Below are 21448 nucleotides of genomic sequence, written 5' to 3' on the forward strand. Positions count from 1 at the left end.
GCGCTTTAATTTATCCCTTACGGGATGGCGAGTCGAAGGCCGCACCTCTGGTGCGGCCTTTTCGCTGCCCGGATTTCGCAGAATCACCTTTTGTTCCTTGGTTGCGCGGGTGCAAGAAACCGCAGAAAACAAGGGACGTTTTGGTTGCGAAATCCTTTTAACGTTCTGTTAAAGATCGCCTTGCCTGATGTGGGTCACATCAGTACAGTGTTTGGACTTTGCAGGTCGCGCAAAGCGACTGGCAACGAAGAACCAAAAAAACAAAAGGCGCGAGTACACTTCCCTGATTATGTGGAAGGCCAGCGTGTTGATCACCGCGGTGATGAACGCGACGCACTATCGTTTTGTCTTTTGCGGTCTTTGTGATGGTAAAATAGGGATATTCGGGGAAAGGTTTAACAGTGCAGCACGCCGTGAGGGACGCACAGTCGGCACTTGGGCAATCCAGCGGGGGGATTGCGGGTGACCAGCACGCAGCACTTGACGATCATGCAGTTGCAACCTGGCAGGTAGTACGTGAAAAGCTGCGCGCTGAATTTGGCGCAACAGCCTATCGCTACTGGCTTGAGCCGGTTGCCTTGATCGCCGTTGAGGCCGGTGTGGCGCGTTTGGGCGCGCCGACCCGTGCCATGCGCGACTGGGTGACTCAGCACTATCTCGACCGTATCCAGAAATTCTGGCACGCCGAAGATTCCGATGTGCATTTCGTTGAAGTCAACATCGTATCTGGCGCCAATGGCAGCACCCAGGGTGCATCAAAGAGTGCATCAAACGGCGCGTCTTCCCCCGCCCCGACATCCAATGCTGCGCCGGCCACCCGTTCCAAATCATCGCGTGGTTCTGAGGTTCAGGACGCCAACGTTGTTGCTGATGCGCCGTGCCAACCGACAGCAGCTGGTCGCACCGCGATTGCCAGCATGTCTGATGATGGCATCTCGGCTGCCCTCGATCCGCGCTACACCTTTGATAATTTCGTGCTGGGCAAACCGAACGAGTTTGCCTATGCCGCCGCCCGCCGTCTGGCAGAGGCCGAATCGGTACCGTTCAATCCGCTGTTCCTTTATGGCGGGGTTGGTCTTGGTAAAACCCACCTGATGCATGCGATTGCCTGGCATATCCGCCGCACCCAGCCGCATCGCACGGTGATCTACCTTTCGGCCGAGAAATTCATGTATCGCTTCATTCGCGCGCTGCGTGACAAGAACACGGTCGATTTCAAGGACCAGTTCCGCTCGGTCGATGTGCTGATGGTCGATGATGTCCAGTTCATCTCGGGCAAGGATTCGACCCAGGAAGAATTCTTCCACACCTTCAATGCGCTGGTTGATCAGGGTCGTCAGATCATTGTTTCGGCCGACAAGTCGCCATCCGATCTCGAAGACATCGAGGAACGCCTGCGTTCGCGTCTGGGGTCGGGCCTTGTTGCCGACATCCACGCAACCACCTATGAGCTGCGTCTGGGCATCCTTGAAGCCAAGGCCGAACGTCAAGGTGTCGAGCTACCCCAGCGGGTCATGGAATTCCTTGCCCACAAGATCACCGCCAACGTGCGTGAGCTTGAAGGTGCACTGAACCGCGTGATCGCCCATTCCCAGCTGGTCGGGCGCGAGATCGGGCTTGAGATGGTTCAAGATGTCCTTCACGACGTTCTGCGCGCATCCGAGCGCCGTGTTTCGATCGAGGAAATCCAGAAACGCGTGGCAGAGCATTTCAACATCAAGGTTTCCGACATGCATTCGGCCCGTCGCGCGCGTGCTGTTGCTCGTCCGCGTCAGGTGGCGATGTATCTTTCCAAGCAGCTCACCACGCACTCGCTGCCGGAAATCGGTCGCAAGTTCGGCGGGCGTGACCACACCACGGTCATGCATGCCGTGCGCAAGATCGAAGAACTGCACGGAACCGATCCATCGCTGTGTGAAGATATCGATCTTCTGCGTCGGATGCTTGAAAGCTGATCGGGGCTTTTGGGGCCACAAAATCGATGTGAATTTTGATGAAATCCGCCGGAATTTTCGGCGGATTTTGTTTTTGAATCGGGTGGTTTTTATACCTGATTTTACTCATCAAAACTGCGAGTCGGGCGGTTTGCGCCGCTTTGCGCGTTTCGGGCGTATTTTTGTCCGCCGACTCCTTTTATTTGCTTGGGTTTAAGCCGTAAAAATCCTTCGATTTCCGGGCTGGCATGTTATAATGCGCCTTCCGCACCCGAAAGGGTGTGGGTCAGGTAGGAAAACTGATTAAAAATCAATTTGTTAAACAAATACTGACAGACGGATAGGACGGGCATGAAGCTGACCATCGAACGCGCGGCGCTATTGAAATCGCTGACCCATGTTCAAAGCGTTGTTGAACGACGTAACACCATTCCGATTCTGTCCAATATCTTGCTCCGGGCAGAGAATGATCGTCTCTCGCTGACCGCGACGGATATGGACCTCGAAGTCATCGAAACCACGACGGCTGAGGTGTCCGAACCGGGCGCGACCACGACCCCTGCCCATACCCTCTATGAAATCGTTCGCAAACTGCCGGAAGGCTCCCAGGTGCAGATCGCGCTTGAGCCGGGCGCAGGCCGCCTGACGCTCTCTGCCGGTCGTTCAAAGTTTAACCTGGCGGTTCTGCCGGTTGATGATTTCCCGGTCATGTCCGGTGGCGACCTTCCGGTCAGCTTCGGTTTGGCTGCGGCTGAGCTGCGCGGTCTGATTGACCGTGCCGAGTTCGCCATTTCGACCGAAGAAACCCGTTATTACCTCAATGGTATCTATTTCCACGCAACTGATGCCGAAGGCACCAAGATCCTGCGCGCGGTCGCAACTGACGGTCACCGTCTGGCGCGCGTCGAAGCCCCGCTTCCCGATGGTGCGGAAAACATGCCGGGCGTTATCGTGCCGCGCAAAACCGTTGGCGAACTGCGCAAACTGATCGAGGAAACCGGCGAAGCGGTCGACATCGCGCTGTCGGATACCAAAATCCGCTTTGGCTTTGGCGATGCGGTTCTGACCTCCAAGCTGATTGACGGCACCTTCCCGGATTACGAACGCGTCATTCCGTCGGGCAACGACAAGACCCTTGATATCGAATGCAAGGCGTTCGCCGATGCGGTTGATCGTGTCTCGGCGATCTCGATTGAAAAATCGCGTGCGGTGAAGGTGGTTCTGTCGGGCACGACGCTGACCCTTTCGGCCTCAAGCCCGGAACACGGCACCGCGTCCGAGGAACTTGAAATCAACTACGATGCCGAGGATATCGAAATCGGCTTTAACTCGCGCTATCTGCTCGACATCGCCAAGCAGGTTAAGGGTGATACGCTTAACCTTCTGATGTCGGACGGCTCTAGCCCGACCATCCTGCGTGACACCGACGACCTTTCGGCATTGTACGTTCTGATGCCGATGCGTGTGTGACGGTAGCACGATCAAGCTGTGGCTGCTCTTGCCAATAACCTCATGCCAAAAGACGGGGCGTCGATGACAAACCGTCTTGCAGTTTCCCGTATCCAGCTCAGCGAGTTTCGCTGTTACGAAGGCCTGCGTCTGTCGCTCGACAGCTCGCCGGTCGTGCTGACCGGGCCAAACGGGGCGGGCAAGACCAACCTTCTGGAAGCTGTTTCGCTTCTGGCACCGGGCGGTGGATTGCGCCGCGCCAAACTGGGCGAAATCGCACGCAGCACGCCGCCGACTGATACCGGGGCACACCGGGCCTGGGCGGTGGCGGCCGATATCGATACGCCCGACGGCGCGTTTCAACTTGGTACGGGTCTTGATCCGGCCGCCCTTGAACAGGGGCGTGAACGCCGGGCCGTCAAGATTGATGGACAGGCCCAGCGCGGGCAGGCGGCCTTGGGCCATGTCTGTGCCGCGGTCTGGCTGACGCCACAGATGGATCGACTGTTCCTTGATGGTCCGTCCGCACGCCGGCGCTTTCTGGATCGGCTGGTTTATGGCCTTGATCCCGACCACAGTAGCCGCGTTGCCGCCTATGAACATTCCTTGCGCTCGCGCGCCAAGCTGCTCAAGGAAGGCAAGGGCGATGACAAATGGCTGGCCTCGATCGAGGATTCGATGGTGCGTCATGGCATTGCTGTCGCGGTCGCGCGTGCCGAGTTGCTTGAACGGTTGCGCCGTGCCGGGACCATGGCCATCGGGCCGTTTCCGGCGGCCCGGCTGGCGCTGACAGGCGATCTCGAAGACTGGCTGGAAAGCCTGCCCGCGGTCGAGGTTGAAGATAAAATGCGGGCTGCATTGCGCGACGGACGATCGCGTGATGCGACCTATGGCGGGGCCGTGGTCGGCCCGCAACGCAGTGATCTGCTGGTCTGGCATGATGCAAAGGGCCAGTCGGCGGATCAATGCTCCACCGGGGAGCAAAAGGCGTTGCTGCTGTCGATCATTATGGCCAACACCCGCCTGCAGACAAAGGCGCGCGGGGCTGGCCCGCTGCTGTTGCTTGACGAGGTGGTTGCGCATCTGGATGCAGAACGCCGCAACCATTTGTTTGATGAAATCGTGGCGCTTGGCGTCCAGGCCTGGATGACAGGCACGGACCGGGCGCTGTTTGAAGGTTTGGACGGTCGTGCGCAATTCTTCCGCGTGGAAGATGCCACACTGACCTTAGAAACCCCTTAGTGAATGCCGAGGTTGTGACCCTATGACCAACGAAACCGAAACGCCGAACACTGGTGAAGTGCCGCAGGAATATGGCGCAGAATCGATCAAGGTTCTCAAAGGCCTTGAAGCTGTGCGCAAACGCCCGGGCATGTATATCGGCGATACCGATGACGGTACCGGTTTGCACCATATGATCTACGAAGTCGTCGATAACGCGATCGACGAAGCCTTGGCTGGTCATTGCGACACCGTCTGGGTGCAGCTCAATGGCGATGGGTCTGCCACCATCCGCGATAACGGGCGCGGCATTCCGACCGACATGCACAAGGAAGAAGGCGTGTCTGCTGCCGAAGTCATCATGACCCAGCTCCATGCCGGCGGTAAGTTCGACCAGAACTCCTACAAGGTTTCCGGTGGTCTGCACGGTGTGGGTGTCTCGGTGGTGAACGCGCTGTCGACGCTCCTGAAGCTCCGCATCTGGCGTAATGGCAAAGAACACTACATGGAGTTTTCCGGTGGTGATGCCATCAAGCCGCTCGAAGTCGTGGGCGACGCTCCGATCACCGAGGACGGCACCCCGCTTTCGGGTACCGAAGTCACCTTCTATCCGGATGGCGAAATCTTCACCCAGCTTGAGTTTGACCTGCCGACGCTTGAACACCGTCTGCGTGAACTGGCCTTCTTGAACTCGGGCGTGATCCTGACGCTCCGCGATGAACGCAGTGGCGATCCGGTCGAAACCAAGCTGCATTACGAAGGCGGCATTCGTGCCTTTGTCGAATATCTCGACCGCAACAAATCGCGCCAGATCGAAGAATCCATCAGCATCGAAGGCGAAAAAGACGGCATCACCGTCGAAGTTGCGCTTCAGTGGAACGACAGCTACCACGAACAGACGCTGTGCTTTACCAACAACATCCCGCAGCGCGATGGCGGCACGCATATGGCGGGCTTCCGTGCGGCGCTTACCCGTCAGATCAACAACTACGCGCAGGAAAGCGGCATCGCCAAAAAGGAAAAGGTTGCCCTTTCCGGGGATGATGCCCGTGAAGGCCTGTCATGCGTGATCTCGGTCAAGGTGCCGGATCCGAAATTCTCCTCCCAGACCAAGGACAAGCTGGTTTCATCCGAAGTCCGTCCGGTGGTCGAGAACATCGTCAATGACAAGCTCGCCCAGTGGCTCGAAGAACACCCGGCTGATGCGCGCAAGATCGTCACCAAAGTGGTCGAAGCCGCATCCGCACGCGAAGCCGCCCGTAAGGCCCGCGAACTTACCCGCCGTAAGGGCGCGTTGGATATCTCGTCCCTGCCGGGCAAACTGGCCGACTGTCAGGAACGCGATGCGTCCAAAGCCGAACTCTTCATCGTGGAGGGTGATTCCGCAGGTGGATCGGCCAAACAGGGCCGTGAACGTGGTTTCCAGGCAATTCTTCCGCTGCGTGGTAAGATCCTCAACGTCGAACGCGCGCGCTTTGACAAGATGCTCTCAAGTCAGGAAATCGGAACCCTGATTACCGCGATGGGCACGGGTATCGGCCGCGATGACTTTGACATCGAAAAGGCCCGCTACCACAAAATCATCATCATGACTGACGCCGACGTCGATGGTGCGCATATTCGAACCCTGCTTCTGACCTTCTTCTATCGTCAGATGCCCGAACTGATCGAACGCGGCTATCTCTATATCGCCCAGCCGCCGCTTTATCGTGCGAAACGCGGCAACTCCGTCCAGTATCTCAAGGACGACCGCGAGATGGAGCAATACCTGACCGCACAGGGCACCGAAGAAGCCGTTCTTACCCTTGCCGGTGGACAGCAGCTGGCCGGCCCGGATCTGGTCCGTGTAGTTGAACTCGCCCGTAAGGCCAAAGGCTTCCTTGAGCCGCTCTCGATCAAGCTGCCGATCTCGGTGCTGGAACAGGCAACCCTTGCAGGGGCCCTTAACCCGGCGCTTCTCGATGACGATGGCAAACGCCGTGAAGCGGCCGAAACGCTGGCCAAGCATCTCGACAGCCTCGAAGAGGATTATGATCGTGGCTGGCACGGCGAAGCGCCGTTGGATGAAATCGTCCTGTGGCGCATGCTGCGCGGTGTTGAACAGCGCCATGTGATTGATGGCAATATCCTGCGCTCGGCCGAGGCGCGCGCCATTGCCGGCATCCTTGGCGAACTGCGTGAGCTGTTTGAAAAGGGTGCGGAATTCGTTGCCAAGGACAAGACCTGGAAAATCCATGGTCCGGTCGATCTGGTCAACGCGGTGATGGAATATGGCCGCCGCGGCATCTCGGTCCAGCGCTATAAAGGTCTGGGCGAAATGAACCCGGATCAGCTTTGGGAAACCACGCTCGACCCGAACGTCCGCTCGCTCCTGCAGGTCAAAGTGGCGCACGCTGACGAAGCCGAAGAAGTCTTCTCGACCCTCATGGGCGACGTCGTCGAACCCCGCCGCGACTTCATCCAGTCGAACGCACTCAAGGTCGCCAACCTCGACGTTTGATGCGCTGGCGATAAATCACAAAAAGCCGGAGACGCGATTGCACGCGTCTCCGGCTTTCTTGTTTTGGGCTGGAATTGTGCCGGGTGTTAGTTATCTCTAAGCAACGCACCGTGGGTCTGAATGACCCTGGCCGAAAGGGCCTGACCTTGGGCGATGGCATCCTCGGTCGTGCTGTTGGCAAACCGCGCTGCCAGAAAGGCCGCGTTAAACGAATCACCGGCACCGGTGGCGTCAACGACGTTTGAAACGCTTGGTGTTTCAAGACTTGCCGCCTGACCATCCCTCAGGAACGTACAGGCCTTGCTGCCATTTTTGACGATAACCTCGGAAACCCCGAGATCGCGATAGCGCAGTACAGTCTCGGTAGGGGACGCATCACCAAACAGGTTTGCTTCATCATCAAAGCTTGGCAGCACGATACTGGATCGTTTGGCAACTTCCGTGATCACCTGTTTGCAGGTATCCGGGTCTTCCCAAAGGGCCGGGCGAATGTTGGGATCAAAAACGATCCGGGTTTTGGCCGGTAATTGCCCCAGAAGTTCGATCAGGGCTGTGCGACGGTCCGGTGACAGGATCGCTAGGGTGATGCCAGACAGATAAAGCACATCTGCATCGGAAAATCCCGATGCCAGCCGTGAAATATCATCGGCCATCCGTCGCGCGGCAGAATTTTCACGCCAGTAGGTAAAGAACCGGTCACCATCTTCCTGCCCAATCAGGTAAAGGCCCGGACGTTTTCCGGTAATAACCTGAATATCGTCGGTCTCAATCCCGGCGTCGCGGATAAAGGCCGATATCTGCCCGGAATAGCGATCATCGCCAAGAGCGGTGACATAACTGACGCGCCAGTCATCAGCGTCCGTCGCATTTCGGAAATGCCAGGCGGTGTTTAACGTATCGCCTGCAATGCCCATTTTCCACTGGCCGTCCAAGCCGCCAGCCATTTCGATCATGCATTCGCCGCAGGATACAAACCGCTTTGCCGTCATGAGTTCAGCTCTTGCGCAATCGCGTGATCCGCACCTTCGGAAAGCAGTAGCGTCAGACGGGCAATCACCGCAGCCCGCCAAACGGCACTTTCTTTAAGGCCGTCTGGCATCCAGCCTTGCAGGTTTGCCAGCCGGTCATAGATGGCGGCTGCATCCTGCTCATCGCCAAGGGTGGTAACAATGTCATCTGCACGCGGATCATTAAGGGTCTGCGCGGCCTCACCCGGTTTCGGACCATTGACCCATGTGCGCATGACAGCAAGCCATGCCGCAAAGCACAGCGCAAACGTACCAAGCTGTTCCGGTGCATTCAGCATCTGCAAGGCGGGCGCGAAAATGCGCTGCGGCAGTTTTTCCGTGCCATCCATGGCGATCTGGCGGGTTTCGTGGGCGATTTCCGGGTTGCGGAAACGATCCACCAGCTCGGCGCCGTAGTCGGCAAAATCAATGCCGGGCAGGGGTGTCATGGATGCGGCAGCATTTTCCATATGCCGCGCGACCAGTTTGGCAAACATGTCATTTGCCATCGTGTCACGGACATAACGATACCCGCCCAACTGCCCGACATAGGCAATCAGCGAATGACTGCCATTAAGCATCCGAAGCTTCATCAGCTCATAGGGCTCGACGTCCCGAACCAGGATGGCGCCCGCCTGTTCCCATGCCGGGCGTCCATCGGGGAAGTCATCCTCGATCACCCATTGGGAAAACGGTTCGGTTTCGATGGCGGCCGGGTCGTCATGACCGATCAGGCGTTTGGCATCGGCAAAGGTTTGTTCTGTTGCCGCCGGCGTGATCCGGTCGACCATGGTCGAGGGGAAGGTGACATTTTCACCAATCCACTGACCCAGATCCGCATCGATCTGTGTCGCGAAATCAATCACCCCATCGCGCAGCAGATGGCCATTGGCCGGAAGGTTGTCGCAGGAAACGATGGTAAATGGCCGCAGACCGGCATCTTTGCGGCGTTTAAGCCCGGCCACCAGAATGCCGACCAGTCCCGATGGGGCAGAAGGATTTTCAAGATCGTGTTTGATGGCGGGATGGTCGTGCTGCACCTTTCCCGAAACGCGATCAATCCCATAGGCCTTTTCGGTCACCGTAATGGTCACGATCCGGATCGCCGGATTGGCAAGGGCGCTAATAACCGGTGCCACATCGCGCGCAGCCGCAAGGGCGTGCGTCATGCTGGTAATCTTGCGCGCCTTCGGCCCATCGGCATGGCGTTCGATAACCGTAAAGGCACAGCCTTGCGCATTAAGCGCATCGACAATATCGGTACTGCGCAGGCTGACACCGATAATGTGCCAGTCGCCGCTTTGGGCGGCCATCGCATCATGGGTATAGACAGCCTGATGGGCGCGGTGGAACGCACCAATACCGATATGCACGATACCCGCACCTTTCATCGGCAGGTCCGCTTTGCGATCCGATGCGTCGGAATGTGTCATGTCCTACTCCGCAAGCTGGTCAAGTCGGGCTGAAAGGGCGGTCATCACGCCGCGCAGCTCGGCAAGGCCCTTCAGGCGGCCAATTGCCGGATAGCCCGGCTGTCCCTTGCGATTAAGATCATCAAGAATGTCCTGACCGTGATCCGGGCGCATCGGAATGTTCCAGTCTTCCCGGCCTGCGGCTTTGCGACGGGCTTCCTCACGCAGGATCTGTTCGATCAGGGCGACCATGTCGGTATCACCGCCCAGATGCTCGGCCTCATGGAAGCTGCATGGCAGGCCGGCACTTTCGCGCGTGGTATTGCGCAGATGAATGAAATGCACCCGTTCGCCCCAGCGTTTCATCATGCCCGGCAAATCGTTGCCCGGATGCACGCCAAGCGATCCGGAACACAGGGTAATGCCGTTTTCAGGAATATCGACCGCCTTCATGACAAAGGCGTAATCGGCCTCGGTCGACATGATGCGCGGCAGACCCAAAAGCGCAAAGGGCGGATCATCCGGGTGGCAGCACATGCGAATGCCAACCTCGCGCGCGACCGGCACAACTTCCTCAAGGAAGGCAACCAGATTGGCGCGGAGCGTATCGGCATCAATCTCGGCATAGGTGGCAAGAAGCCCGCGCAAATCATCAAGCGACAGGTTCTCGACCGAACCGGGCAGGCCGAACGCAACGGTGCGTTCAAGTTCTTCGCGGCGCGCAGCAGGCATCTCGGCAAAGCGGGCCTTGGCGGCTGTAATCGTTTCAGCCGGGTAATCCTTTTCTGCACCGGGGCGCGCGAGGATGAAAAGATCAAACGCGACAAAGTCGGTCAGGTCAAAGCGCATGCAGGTAGCACCATTTGACAGGCGCCAATTCAGATGCGTGCGCGTCCAGTCCAGAACCGGCATGAAGTTGTAGCAAACAATGCTGATCCCGGAATCGGCCAGATTGCGCAGGCTTTCCTTATAGGCCGCGATATGGTCGCGCCACGGGCCAACCTGGCGTTTGATGGCTTCGGAAACCGGAAGACTTTCAACCACATCCCATGTCAAACCCGATGGTGATCCGTCCTGCATGGTGGCGATTTCGCGATGGCGTTTGGCGATTTCATCAGGGGTCCAGACAGCACCGCTGGCAATGTGATGAAGGGCGGAAACAACGCCATGCGCCCCGGCCTGGCAAATATCGTCAATGCTGACCAGATCGCGCGGGCCGAACCATCTCCAGGTTTGTTTCATGTAATTCTCTCTGTATTGGCGTGGTGTGTTCGACACCGACTATAACAAGTGTGAACAGTATCATGCGACAATTATGTTGACTAGTATGGTAGTATGCATTAACGATCAGGAAAGCAAGGAGAGATTGATGGATGATCCTCAACTCAAGGACTGGGAAATTTCTCATGATCAGGCGGTCGGACCGCAGATCCATCGCATCATTCGCGAGCGGATTGTCTGCACTGATCTGCTGCCCGGTGTCCGTCTTTCCGAAGCCGAACTTGCCAAACATTTCAATGTCAGCCGCCAGCCCGTCCGCGAAGCTTTCATAAAGCTCGCTGATCAGGGCCTGCTTGAGGTTCGCCCGCAACGCGGAACCTATGTGCGCAAAATCTCGGTCGCAGCCGTCCTGGATGCCCGCTTTGTGCGCGAAGCGATCGAGGCCGACATTGCCCGCTTTGTTGCCAAGGAACCCGACAGCGACTTTATCGCCCGTCTTGAACAGCTGATTGTCGATCAGCGCAAGGCGATGCAGGGCGATGCGCAGTGGTTCCTCAAACTTGATCATGACTTCCATCGCTGTCTGGCTGAAGCAGCCGGCAAGACCTATGCCTGGAAGGTGGTCGAGGATGTTCGCGCCCAGCTCGACCGGGTGCGTTACCTCAGCTACTTCCAGTTCCCGATGGATGAAATCATCGAGCAACATGTCCGAATTGTTTCCGCAATCGCCAACCGTGATTGTGAAGCAGCCAGCGCGGCCATGCGCGAGCACCTTCGTGAAATCCTGCATGCGCTGCCTGATATTGCCCGCTCCAGATCGGAGCTATTTGACGACGCCAGTTCCGCGTTGTCGTCCTGAGGCATCAACCGAACAGGGAGGAAACGATGCTTAAAAAAACGACCAAGAAACTGATTTTCGCCGGCGTAGCCGCCATGATGATGAGCACTTCTGCAATCGCAGCCGAAGTGACGCTCAAGCTTGGCCATCTCGCCAATGAACAGAATGCCTGGCACAAGGCTGCCGTGAAATTCGGGGAAGAAGTCTCTGCCCTGACCGATGGCCGTGTCGAAGTACAAGTTTTCCCCAACGAAACGCTGGGTAAGGAAATCGACCTGATCAACGGCATGCAGCTGGGTTCGGTCGATATGACCATTACCGGCGAAAGCCTGCAGAACTGGGCGCCGATGGCAGCCCTTCTGGCAGTGCCTTATGCTTACCCGACCCTTGAAGACATGGACGCTGTCGCAAGTGGTGAAATTGGCCAGCAGATCTCCCAGCAGATCATCGAAAAGGCCCGCATCCGTCCGATCGCCTATTTTGCCCGTGGTCCGCGTAACCTGACCTCGAACCGCGAAATCAAAAGCCCGGATGATCTTAACGGTCTGAAGCTGCGCGTGCCGAACGTGCCGCTGTTCGTTGATGTCTGGAAAACCCTTGGCGCACAGCCGACCCCGATGGCGTTCTCCGAAGTCTTTACCTCGCTTCAGGCTGGCACCATCGATGCCCAGGAAAACCCGCTGGCGCTGATCGATTCTGCAAGCTTCAACGAAGTGCAGAAATTCGTAAACAAGACCGAGCATGTCCGTTCGTGGATTTACCTGACCATCTCCGAACTGACCTGGGCCAAACTGTCTGACGAAGACAAGGACGCCGTCATGGAAGCAGCAAAACGCGCCCAGGAATATGAGCGTGGCCTGTTTGTTGCTGACGAAGAACGCCTGACCCAGACGCTTCAGTCCAAAGGCATGACCTTTGTCGAAGTCGACACAGCAGCCTTTGCACAGAAGGCAAAAGATGCTGTGTTGGCAAACGTCTCCGACGAAATCCGTCCGATCGTCGAAGACCTGTTCGCACGCTGATTACTGCCGGTTCGGCCGCCTTTGTGCGGCCGAACCTTTCTCGACGGGGAAGTTAAAGTGCTTTCTGCCAGACTATATGCCTTGCTGATTTCAATATGCCGGATCGGAACCGGGACGGCCTTTTGCGTCCTGATCGCAACCGTTCTGATCCAGGTATTTTCAAGAACCTTTTTGACCAGCTCACCGGTCTGGACCGAAGAACTGACACGGCATTCCTTGCTGTTTCTGGCGGCTTTCGGGGCCGGCTTGTCGTTTCGCAATGGTGAAATGGTCAATGTCGATATGGTTTGTGAAATGCAGTCCCCGCGGGTGCAACGCATCCTGATGTTCATCGCCGCAGCGCTGACCGCAATTTTCGCGCTGATGCTGCTGTCGCCGGCCTGGATGTTTGTTTCGATCGGATCGCTTCAAACCTCGCCGACATTGGGTGTGCGGATGGATTTCATCCATGCCACCGCTTTCATTCTTTTGGCCGTTCTTGCCCTTTTCGCCGTGCTGCGCATGATCCGGATCATCACCGGTAAATCTGACGGCAAACCCGAAGATACCTCGAAGGACCTTCCATGAGCCTCGCAGTTTTACTTGGTGTTTTTGTTTTAGGCCTGATCATCGGCCTGCCGGTTGCGGTAACGCTTGGCCTCTCGTCCCTGTGCTATTTGCTGCTTGAAGGCATCCCGCTTGTCGTGATCCCGCAAAAGCTGTTTGCCGGGATGGATGTGTTTGTTCTTTTGTGTATTCCGGGCTTCATTCTGGCCGGCAATCTGATGAATGGCGGCGGCATTACGCCGCGTATTGTGCGCTTTGCCAACGCATTGGTGGGCTGGATGCGCGGGGGCCTTGGCCTGACCAACGTCACCGGTTCGATGCTGTTTGGCGGCATTTCCGGAACGGCAGTTGCCGATGCGGCGTCAATTGGCGGCATGATGATCCCGGGCATGGTGCGTGCCGGTTACACCCCGGCCTTCTCAGCCGCAGTCACCGCAGCCTCCTCGACCGTCGGTCCGATCATTCCGCCAAGCATGCCGATGATCATTGTCGGTGCGCTTTCGGGTGTGTCGGTTGGCAAAATGTTCATCGCCGGTGCCATTCCGGGCATCCTGATGGGCCTGGCCATGATGGTCACTTGCTACATTCTCGCGGTCCGGCGCAATTTCCCGCATCAACCCTGGCAGGGCTTTGGCGAACTGGGCCAGTCCTTTATCGGGGCGTTCTGGGCGCTGGCAATGACCGGCCTGATTGTTGGCGGTTTGCTGACCGGGATTGCCACCCCGACCGAAACGGCGGTGATCGCAAGTCTCTATGCCCTGATCGTTGGTTGCTTTGTGTATCGTGAATTGCCGCTACGCAAGGTGCCGAAAATCATCATCGACAGTGCCGTGACGGCTGCGGCGATCCTTGCGCTGGTTGGTCTGGCCAACGTGTTTGGCTGGATTCTGGTTTCCGAACGCATTCCGGAAATGATTTCCAATGCGGTTCTTTCGGTCACTGACAACAAATATGTCGTGATCTTACTGATCAATTTGGTGTTGCTCATCGTTGGCATGTTCATGGAAACGATTGCCGCCCTGATCATTCTGTTTGTCCCGCTTCTGACATTGGCAACCAATGTCGGTGTCGACCCGATTCATTTTGCGGTCTTTGCGGTGCTTAATCTGATGATCGGTCTGACGACACCGCCGGTCGGGATCTGCATGTTTATCTGTGCCAACATTGCCAAGGCACCGGTGACAAGCGTGATCCGCGCGCTGGTGCCGTTCCTTCTGACCAACATCCTGATCCTGTTCCTTGTTTCCTATGTTCCGGCGCTGTCAACCTGGCTGCCGTCCCTGATGGAGTAAATCATGCAAACACGTGTTTGCCGTCTGTATGGCCAAGACGATCTGCGGATCGAAACCGAAGCAACCACCGATCCGGTCGGTGATGAAATCCTGATCCGTGTCGGGGCTGGCGGTGTCTGTGGTTCGGACATGCATTACTATTTCGAAGGCGGCATCGGTCAGATCCGCGTGCGCGAACCGATCATTCTTGGTCACGAGGCGGCCGGAACAATCGTCGCCCTTGGACCGGATGCCACCGGATTTTCGGTTGGACAAAAGGTCGCGATCAATCCAAGCCACCCTTGTGGCACCTGCAAATATTGCCAGCAGGATCTGCAACAGCATTGCCTGAACATGAAGTTCTTTGGCTCAGCCATGCCGATGCCCCATATTCAGGGCGCATTCCGTGATCTGGTCAATGTGCGTCAGGGGCAATGCTATCCGATTGCCGATAGCACCGATATCGGTCGTGCGGCCTGTGCAGAACCGCTTGCGGTGTGTCTGCATGCTGTGGCGCGTGCCGGTGATCTCAGTGGCAAGAAAGTCCTGATTACCGGGGCCGGCCCGATCGGAAGCCTGTGTGCCGCGGCGGCAAAACGCGCAGGGGCGTCTGAAATCGTGGTTACCGACCTGCAGGATTTCGCCCTTGGCGTGGCGCGCAAAATGGGCGCGACCCACACCATCAATATTGCAACGGCGGGTGATGAGCTGACGGCCTATGAACGTGACAAGGGGCATTTCGATGTCTGCCTTGAATGTTCGGCCGCACCGGCGGCACTGCGCACAGCCATCAGCACGCTGCGTCCGCAAGGCATTCTTGTTCAGGTTGGTGTTGCTGGTGAAATGCCGGTTCCGTTCAACCCGCTGGTTGCCAAGGAAATCACCGTTACCGGCACGTTCCGCTTCCATACGGAATTTGGCGATGCCGTGCGGATGATTGATAGCGGCGAGATCGATGTTGCGCCGGTCATCACCCAGACCTATCCGCTCGAAACCGCCAAAGAGGCATTTGATGTCGCCCGTGACCGCAGCAAATCGGTCAAGGTGCAGCTGTCTTTCGCCAGCTGAGCTTCGCCGCTAATGCGGCTTTTACATTTGGCGCAGCACGATTTTTGATCGCGCTGCGCCAATGCTTTTTCAGATCAGAGCATGCCTTCGGACTTGGCCCATTCAAGTGCGCGATCAAGCGCACGACCAAGGCGGGCGTGGATTTCACGCACATCGTCTTCGGTCACGATCAGCGGCGGGCAAAGGGCCACCGTGTCATAGACATTGCGGACAATAAGCCCTTCTTCGGCGGCCAATGCCACAACCTTGGCGGCAACCGCACCCGGTTTGCCAAACGGCTGTTTGGTTTTCTTGTCTGCCATCTCGAGGCCGGCAATCAAACCAACACCACGAATTTCACCAATCAGCGGATGATCAGAGAAGGCACGCAAGCCGTCCTGGAACATCGGTTCCAGACGTTTGGCATTACCCATCAGATCGCGTTCCTGAATGATCTTGAGGTTTTCCAATCCGACCGCACAGGAAACCGGATGGCCGGTTGCGGTAAAGCCATGGCCGAAATTGCCAAGCTTGGCGGTGTTATCAGCAATCGCGTTATAGACCTTGTCATTCACCACAATGGCGGCGAGCGGCATATAGGATGAGGTCAGCTGTTTGGAGGTCACAAGAATGTCTGGCGTGAAGCCATATTTCTCGCAGCCAAAACGCTCCCCGGTGCGGCCAAAGCCGTTAATGACCTCGTCCGACACCAGCAGGATGTCATACTTGCGGCAAATCTCCGCAACACCCGGCCAGTAACCTTCCGGCGGGGTCATCACGCCGCCAGCACCCATGACCGGCTCGCCGATGAAGCCTGCGATGGTGTCCGGGCCTTCGGCCAGAATGGTGTCTTCAAGTTCTTTCAAAAGGCGCGCGGTGAATTCGGTTTCCGTTTCGCCTTCTTCGCCATAGCGCCAGTAATGCGGGCAGGTCAGATGCGTCACAGGAATGGCCGGCAGGTCAAAGTCCTTCTGGTTGCCGGCAAGGCCGGTCAGCGAACCCGATGCAATGGTAATCCCGTGATAGGCCTTGGTGCGCGACAGGAACTTCTTCTTCTTCGTGCGACCCAGACCGTTATTCAGGAACCACGCCATTTTGACGACGGTGTCGTTTGCTTCCGAGCCGGAGTTGGTAAAGAACACACGGTTCAGGCCTTCGGGCGTCATTTCAACCAGCTTTTCGGCCAGGCGGATCGACGGCTCATGCGCCTTGTGCGCAAAGCTGTGATAATACGGAAGACGCTTGAGCTGCGCATAAGCGGCATCGGCCAGACGGGTTTCGGAAAAACCAACGGCAACCGACCACAGGCCAGCCAACCCTTCGATATATTCCTTGCCCTCGCTGTCGGTGACGCGCGCGCCATTGCCCTCGGTCATGATCATCGGGCCCTTTTCCTCATGCAGGCGCATGTTGGTATAGGGATGCATCGAGTGGGCGATGTCCGACATGTGGAGCGAATTCGGCCGATGGTTCATGTGAAACTCCCGTTTAAATGAGGATGCCCGTATCTGGGGCGGCCATTGTTTGGTGCATGTTACTTGGTAGTGGCGAAACGCGCTATCGGTGGCTTTACATAGCGCGGCTTAGTTGGGCTCAAGGACAGGTATCTTTGCCCCCAGATAGCCCGAAAGGAAAGAGCTCAGTGAGGTGGTAAGCGCCGGCGACAGATAACCGCCTTCCTGCACGATCACGGTCGGATAGCCCGCCGCTGCGATTTTCTCGCCCGCAATGCGCAATCCGTCCCAGGATATTTTCATGCCCATCAACGGATCGTCTTCGTGGGTATCAAGACCAAGGCTCAGGACCAGGGCATCGGGTTTGAACGCGTCAATGCGCGCAAGGGCGGTATCAATGGCTGAAAGCCAGACGGCATCAGTGGTGGTGCGAGGCAGGGGGATATTAAGGTTATAGCCGGTCCCGGCACCAGCGCCGGTTTCCCCGGCAAAGCCGGTAAAGAACGGGTAATAGTCCGTGGGGTCGGCATGGATCGATACCGTCAGGACATCATCGCGGTCATAGAAAATATCCTGCGTGCCGTTGCCGTGATGCACATCGATATCAAGTGTCGCAACCCGATCAAACCCGGTGCGTAACCGTGCGGCGGCAATCGCCGAATTGTTCAAAAGACAATGACCGGCGGCAATTTCGGCACTGGTGTGATGCCCCGCCGGACGACAAAGCGCATAGGCAAAGGCATCGCCATTTAAAACCGCGTCGGTGGCGGCAACCGCGCAATCGGCTGCGCGCACAGCCGCCCGCCAGCTATGCTCGCCAATTGGTGCGGATGTATCGCCCATATGCCAACCGGCACGGCCAACGATGGTTTCGGGATAGGACGCGGTGGTGGTGCGAGGGAAGACATTGGGCACGACTTCCGGCCCGGCATCGGGCAGCTTCTGCCACTCGGTCCAGGCGGTTTCAAGGAAGCCCAGAAACCGTTTGGTGTGAACGGCTTCCAGTGCGGCACGTGGGGCAGGTGCCGGTGCAGTTACGGAAAGCGACAGCGCATCAAGTCCGGCAAGAAGAAGCCTTGCACGTTCGGCCTGTTCGGCATTGCGCTGAAGCTTGCCATGGGTCAGTCGAAACAGCGGATCATGCGTTTCGGTTTCGGGGGCGTAGAAGCATTTCATATCGAAGTCTTACCTTCTTCGAGGAGGCGGAACTGTTTGGTGACGATGCGTTGCGCCTCGGAAAGGTGGTAGCGGATGGCTTCAATAGCCTGGTTGGTATCCTGCGCACGAAGCGCTTCAAGGATCGGTTCGTGGGTTTCGGCGATCCGGGTCGGATCATCATAAAGCTGCCCGATCAGCATGATGCTGAACTCGGTCTCGATGGCGATCTGTTCAAACACGGTCAGGAATTTCGGGTTGCCGCTGCCCGTACACATCAGCCGGTGAAACTGCATGTCGGCTTCGACCTGGGTGAAGATATCGGTGTCTTCAATCGCAACCCGATGCAGCTCGCGCACCTGCGCGGAAAGCATCTTGTCGGTTTCTTCCGTCCAGTTTTGCACCAGCCGCACAATCACGGCGGTCTCAATCGCCAGCCGCAACTCATAAAGATCATCAAGCGCCTTGGCCGAAACCTGACGGACGAAAAAGCCCCGGTTGGGTTCCGATGTCACAAGGCCTGAGCTTTCAAGCAACCGTGCCGCTTCGCGAACCGGCGCGCGGCTGACGCCCAATTCGCGGGCAACAACCGATTCGGATAACCGTGCCCCGGGGGCAAGCTGTCCACTGATGATCGCTTTGCTCAGCAGTTTGGCGACGCGCTGTACGAGTCCTTCACGATCAAGCTGTTGGAAGCCGGAAGATGGCTGTGTTTCTGTCATGTACGACCCTGAAAAAGATGTGTCTGGGTTCTATGTGGGAAGCGCGAAAACAATGCCAAACGAATTTGCATGATGAGATCAGTCTAGGGAACGAATTGTAGATTGTCGACAATTTACTTGACTGCGCAAGGATCATCCCGCAGCCTTGAACAAATCAAAAAAGACAACACGAATACGAAAGGGCGGCATCAATGCGTGATGGTGCGAGTGGGCAATCGGTTTCTCAAATTCGACGCGATCTGGCGGCGGCCTATCGGCTGATTGCGCTCGAAGGCATGGATGACGGGATCTACACCCATATTTCGGCACGCCTTCCTTCCGGGCCGGGCGGCGAACAGCGCTTCCTGCTGAACCCCTATGGCCTTCGCTTTGACGAAGTCACGGCGGCCAATCTGGTCACGGTCGACGAAACCGGTGCCGTGATCGACGATCCCTATGGCGCGGGTGTTAATGCCGCGGGCTTTACCATTCATTCGGCGGTCCACATGGCGCGCCATGACGCGGCCTGTGTGCTCCATACCCATACCGTCGCAGGCGTTGCTGTTTCCTCAAACAAGGAAGGCCTGCTACCGCTTAATCAGTGGTCGGCACAGTTCTATGACCGCATCGCTTTCCATGATTACGAGGGCATTGCCCTTAATCTTGAAGAACGCGCGCGCATCGTTGCCGATCTCGGCGACAAATCGGTCATGCTTCTGCGCAATCACGGCACGTTGTTGCTGGGCCGTTCGGTGGCCGAGGCCGTCAAACTGGCCCTTAATCTTGAACGGTCCTGCAAGGCGCAGGTGGCGGCCCTTGGCATGGGACTGACGCCGGTTGTGCTGTCGCACGATGTCGCAGAACACACCGCTGGCCAGTACCAATCGATGTACGACTCCTTTGAAAACAAGGGCAAATCAGACCCGGAATGGGCAGCCCAACTCCGCAGGCTCGAGGTCAGCGCACCGGGTTACCTCGGGTAATCCAGCGCCCGAAGCCGCACTTGCTGGCTTTGGACCAAGGCCGACTACGTAAAAACAAAAACAACAAAAATCTGAAATCCAGAAAACAATCAGGGATTGCTATGAAATACCTAAAACTGAAAGCGACTACGTTCCTAATCGCTGCCAGCCTGGCGTCGCCTTTGGCCGCCCAGGAAGCTGGCGGTCGTCTTGACATCGTTGTTCAGCCCGAACCGCCGGGACTGATGCTCGGCCTCATTCAGAATGGTCCGACCCAGCTGGTTGCTGGTGACATCTATGAAAGCCTTCTGCGCTATGACAGCGATCTGAACCCGATGCCGAGTCTGGCCAAAAGCTGGGACATCTCCGAAGACGGTCTGACCTACACCTTCCAGCTGACCGAAGGTGTCAAATGGCATGACGGCGAGCCGTTCACGGCCGACGACGTGGTCTTCTCGGCCGATGTTTTCCTGCGTGAAACCCATGCCCGTCTGCGTGCGTCGCTGGCCTATGTTGAAAGCATCACCGCACCGGATCCGATGACGGTTGTCTTCAAGCTGAAAGAACCGTTTGGTCCGTTCATCAACGCCTTTGAAAACGGTACCATGCCGATCGTGCCCAAGCACATCTATGAAGGTACCGATTTCGCCAACAACCCGGCCAACGCCACCCCGATTGGCACCGGTCCGTTCAAGTTTGACGAATGGGTCAAGGGCAGCCACATCCACCTTGTTAAGAACGAGGACTACTATGTTGATGGCCTGCCGTATCTCGATGAAGTCTTCTATCGCGTGATTCCGGATGCGGCGGCCCGTGCCGTGGCGTTTGAAACCGGCGAAGTTGACGTTCTGCCGGGTGGTTCGGTTGAAAACTGGGATATCCCGCGTCTGGCCGAAATGGATGGCGTTTGCGTCACCGAAAAGGGCTGGGAATTCCTCGCGCCGCTGTCATGGATGTGGCTCAATAACCGCGAAGGTCCGACCGCAAACGAGAAGTTCCGTCAGGCTGTCATGTACGCCATGGATCGTGAATTCATGAAGGACGTGGTCTGGAACGGTTATGGCAAGGTCGCGACCGGCCCGATCGCATCAAGCACCAACTTTTATTCCGATGATGTGACCATCTATGATCACAACCCGGACAAGGCCAAGGAACTCCTGGCCGAGATGGGCTATGACGGCGAACCGGTAAGCATCCTGCCGCTGCCATACGGTGAAACCTGGCAGCGCTGGGCCGAAGCCGTGCGTCAGAACCTCAGCGAAGTGGGCATCAATGTCGAAATCGACAGTGCCGACGTCGCAGGCTGGAACGAAAAAACGTCCCAGTGGGACTATGACATGGCCTTCACCTATCTCTATCAGTACGGTGATCCGGCCCTTGGTGTATCGCGCAACTATACTGCCGACCGCATCAAGAAAGGCAGCCCGTGGAACAATGTCGAGGGTTACGAAAACCCGTCCCTCGATGAAAAATGGGCCGCGGCCGCAACCATGGTAACCCCGGAAGAGCGCGAAGCAGCCTACCTCGAAATCCAGAAGGAAATCGTCGATGACGTGCCCGTTGCCTGGATGCAGGAGCTGACCTTCCCGACCATCTACCGTTGCAACGTCAACGATCTGGTGACGACGGCCATCGGTATCAATGACGGTCCGCGTAACGCCTGGATTGAAAAATGAGTCTGCGGGCGGGCCAATCTTCGGCCCGCCCC

General features: G+C 57.2%; 17 protein-coding genes. 11 read left to right on the forward strand and 6 right to left on the reverse strand.

Features of this window, described 5'->3' with window-relative positions:
• The first annotated feature begins 401 nt into the window (after positions 1-401).
• From dnaA to gyrB, 4 genes are all read left to right on the forward strand, one after another.
• Positions 402-1955, forward strand: coding sequence for a chromosomal replication initiator protein DnaA (gene dnaA, locus CMO10_RS07315; RefSeq protein ID WP_297020218.1), 1554 nt, complete (start codon positions 402-404; stop codon positions 1953-1955).
• Between the two features lie 330 nt (positions 1956-2285).
• Positions 2286-3404 (forward strand): DNA polymerase III subunit beta, encoded by a 1119-nt coding sequence (dnaN, locus tag CMO10_RS07320; protein ID WP_044830120.1) that lies wholly within the window; start codon positions 2286-2288, stop codon positions 3402-3404.
• 63 nt (positions 3405-3467) lie between these two features.
• Positions 3468-4625: a DNA replication/repair protein RecF gene (gene recF / locus CMO10_RS07325; RefSeq protein ID WP_297020222.1), complete on the forward strand. Its 1158-nt coding sequence runs from the start codon at positions 3468-3470 to the stop codon at positions 4623-4625.
• A gap of 22 nt (positions 4626-4647) precedes the next feature.
• Positions 4648-7104, forward strand: coding sequence for a DNA topoisomerase (ATP-hydrolyzing) subunit B (gene gyrB / locus CMO10_RS07330; protein ID WP_297020225.1), 2457 nt, complete (start codon positions 4648-4650; stop codon positions 7102-7104).
• 86 nt (positions 7105-7190) lie between these two features.
• On the opposite strand, the gene CMO10_RS07335 is transcribed toward gyrB, so the two are convergent.
• The 3 genes from CMO10_RS07335 to uxuA are packed head-to-tail and all read right to left on the reverse strand — an operon-like array spanning position 7191 to position 10765.
• Positions 7191-8093: a sugar kinase gene (locus tag CMO10_RS07335; RefSeq protein ID WP_297020228.1), complete on the reverse strand. Its 903-nt coding sequence runs from the start codon at positions 8091-8093 to the stop codon at positions 7191-7193.
• On the reverse strand, positions 8090-9544 hold the full coding sequence (locus tag CMO10_RS07340) for a mannitol dehydrogenase family protein (protein WP_297020231.1): 1455 nt from the start codon (positions 9542-9544) through the stop codon (positions 8090-8092). The genes CMO10_RS07335 and CMO10_RS07340 overlap by 4 nt, the downstream gene beginning before the upstream one ends.
• Before the next feature lie 3 nt (positions 9545-9547).
• Positions 9548-10765 (reverse strand): mannonate dehydratase, encoded by a 1218-nt coding sequence (gene uxuA / locus CMO10_RS07345; protein WP_297020233.1) that lies wholly within the window; start codon positions 10763-10765, stop codon positions 9548-9550.
• Between the two features lie 127 nt (positions 10766-10892).
• On the opposite strand from uxuA, the gene CMO10_RS07350 reads away from it, so the two are divergent.
• From CMO10_RS07350 to CMO10_RS07370, 5 genes are read left to right on the forward strand one after another with little or no spacing between them, the layout of a single operon-like run.
• Positions 10893-11603, forward strand: a complete 711-nt coding sequence (locus CMO10_RS07350; RefSeq protein WP_044830127.1) for a GntR family transcriptional regulator — start codon at positions 10893-10895, stop codon at positions 11601-11603.
• 26 nt (positions 11604-11629) lie between these two features.
• Positions 11630-12604: a TRAP transporter substrate-binding protein gene (locus tag CMO10_RS07355; protein WP_297020237.1), complete on the forward strand. Its 975-nt coding sequence runs from the start codon at positions 11630-11632 to the stop codon at positions 12602-12604.
• Positions 12605-12661: 57 nt separating this feature from the next.
• Complete coding sequence (locus tag CMO10_RS07360; protein WP_297020240.1) at positions 12662-13171, forward strand: TRAP transporter small permease; 510 nt, start codon at positions 12662-12664, stop codon at positions 13169-13171.
• The gene (locus CMO10_RS07365) at positions 13168-14442 is read left to right on the forward strand and encodes a TRAP transporter large permease (RefSeq protein WP_044830130.1); all 1275 of its coding nucleotides are present in this window, start codon (positions 13168-13170) and stop codon (positions 14440-14442) included. Before CMO10_RS07360 ends, CMO10_RS07365 begins: the two co-directional genes overlap by 4 nt.
• 3 nt (positions 14443-14445) lie before the next feature.
• Positions 14446-15489, forward strand: coding sequence for an L-idonate 5-dehydrogenase (locus CMO10_RS07370; RefSeq protein WP_297020245.1), 1044 nt, complete (start codon positions 14446-14448; stop codon positions 15487-15489).
• Between the two features lie 74 nt (positions 15490-15563).
• Here CMO10_RS07370 and CMO10_RS07375 read toward each other — a convergent pair whose 3' ends face one another.
• The 3 genes from CMO10_RS07375 to CMO10_RS07385 all read right to left on the reverse strand — a co-directional run bounded on the left by CMO10_RS07375 (position 15564) and on the right by CMO10_RS07385 (position 18799).
• Positions 15564-16943 (reverse strand): aspartate aminotransferase family protein, encoded by a 1380-nt coding sequence (locus CMO10_RS07375; protein ID WP_297020248.1) that lies wholly within the window; start codon positions 16941-16943, stop codon positions 15564-15566.
• Between the two features lie 108 nt (positions 16944-17051).
• The gene (locus CMO10_RS07380; protein WP_297020251.1) at positions 17052-18098 is read right to left on the reverse strand and encodes a histone deacetylase family protein; all 1047 of its coding nucleotides are present in this window, start codon (positions 18096-18098) and stop codon (positions 17052-17054) included.
• Entirely contained in the window at positions 18095-18799 is a 705-nt protein-coding gene (locus tag CMO10_RS07385; protein ID WP_044830134.1) for a GntR family transcriptional regulator, read from the reverse strand. The genes CMO10_RS07380 and CMO10_RS07385 overlap by 4 nt, the downstream gene beginning before the upstream one ends.
• Before the next feature lie 191 nt (positions 18800-18990).
• Between CMO10_RS07385 and CMO10_RS07390 the strand changes: the two genes are divergently transcribed.
• Entirely contained in the window at positions 18991-19761 is a 771-nt protein-coding gene (locus tag CMO10_RS07390; RefSeq protein ID WP_297020254.1) for a class II aldolase/adducin family protein, read from the forward strand.
• A 101-nt stretch (positions 19762-19862) separates the two neighbouring features.
• Entirely contained in the window at positions 19863-21416 is a 1554-nt protein-coding gene (locus tag CMO10_RS07395; RefSeq protein ID WP_297020257.1) for an ABC transporter substrate-binding protein, read from the forward strand.
• The last annotated feature ends 32 nt before the right edge of the window (positions 21417-21448 follow it).

Source organism: Thalassospira sp. (genome assembly GCF_002709775.1).
Classification (GTDB): Bacteria; Pseudomonadota; Alphaproteobacteria; order Rhodospirillales; family Thalassospiraceae; genus Thalassospira.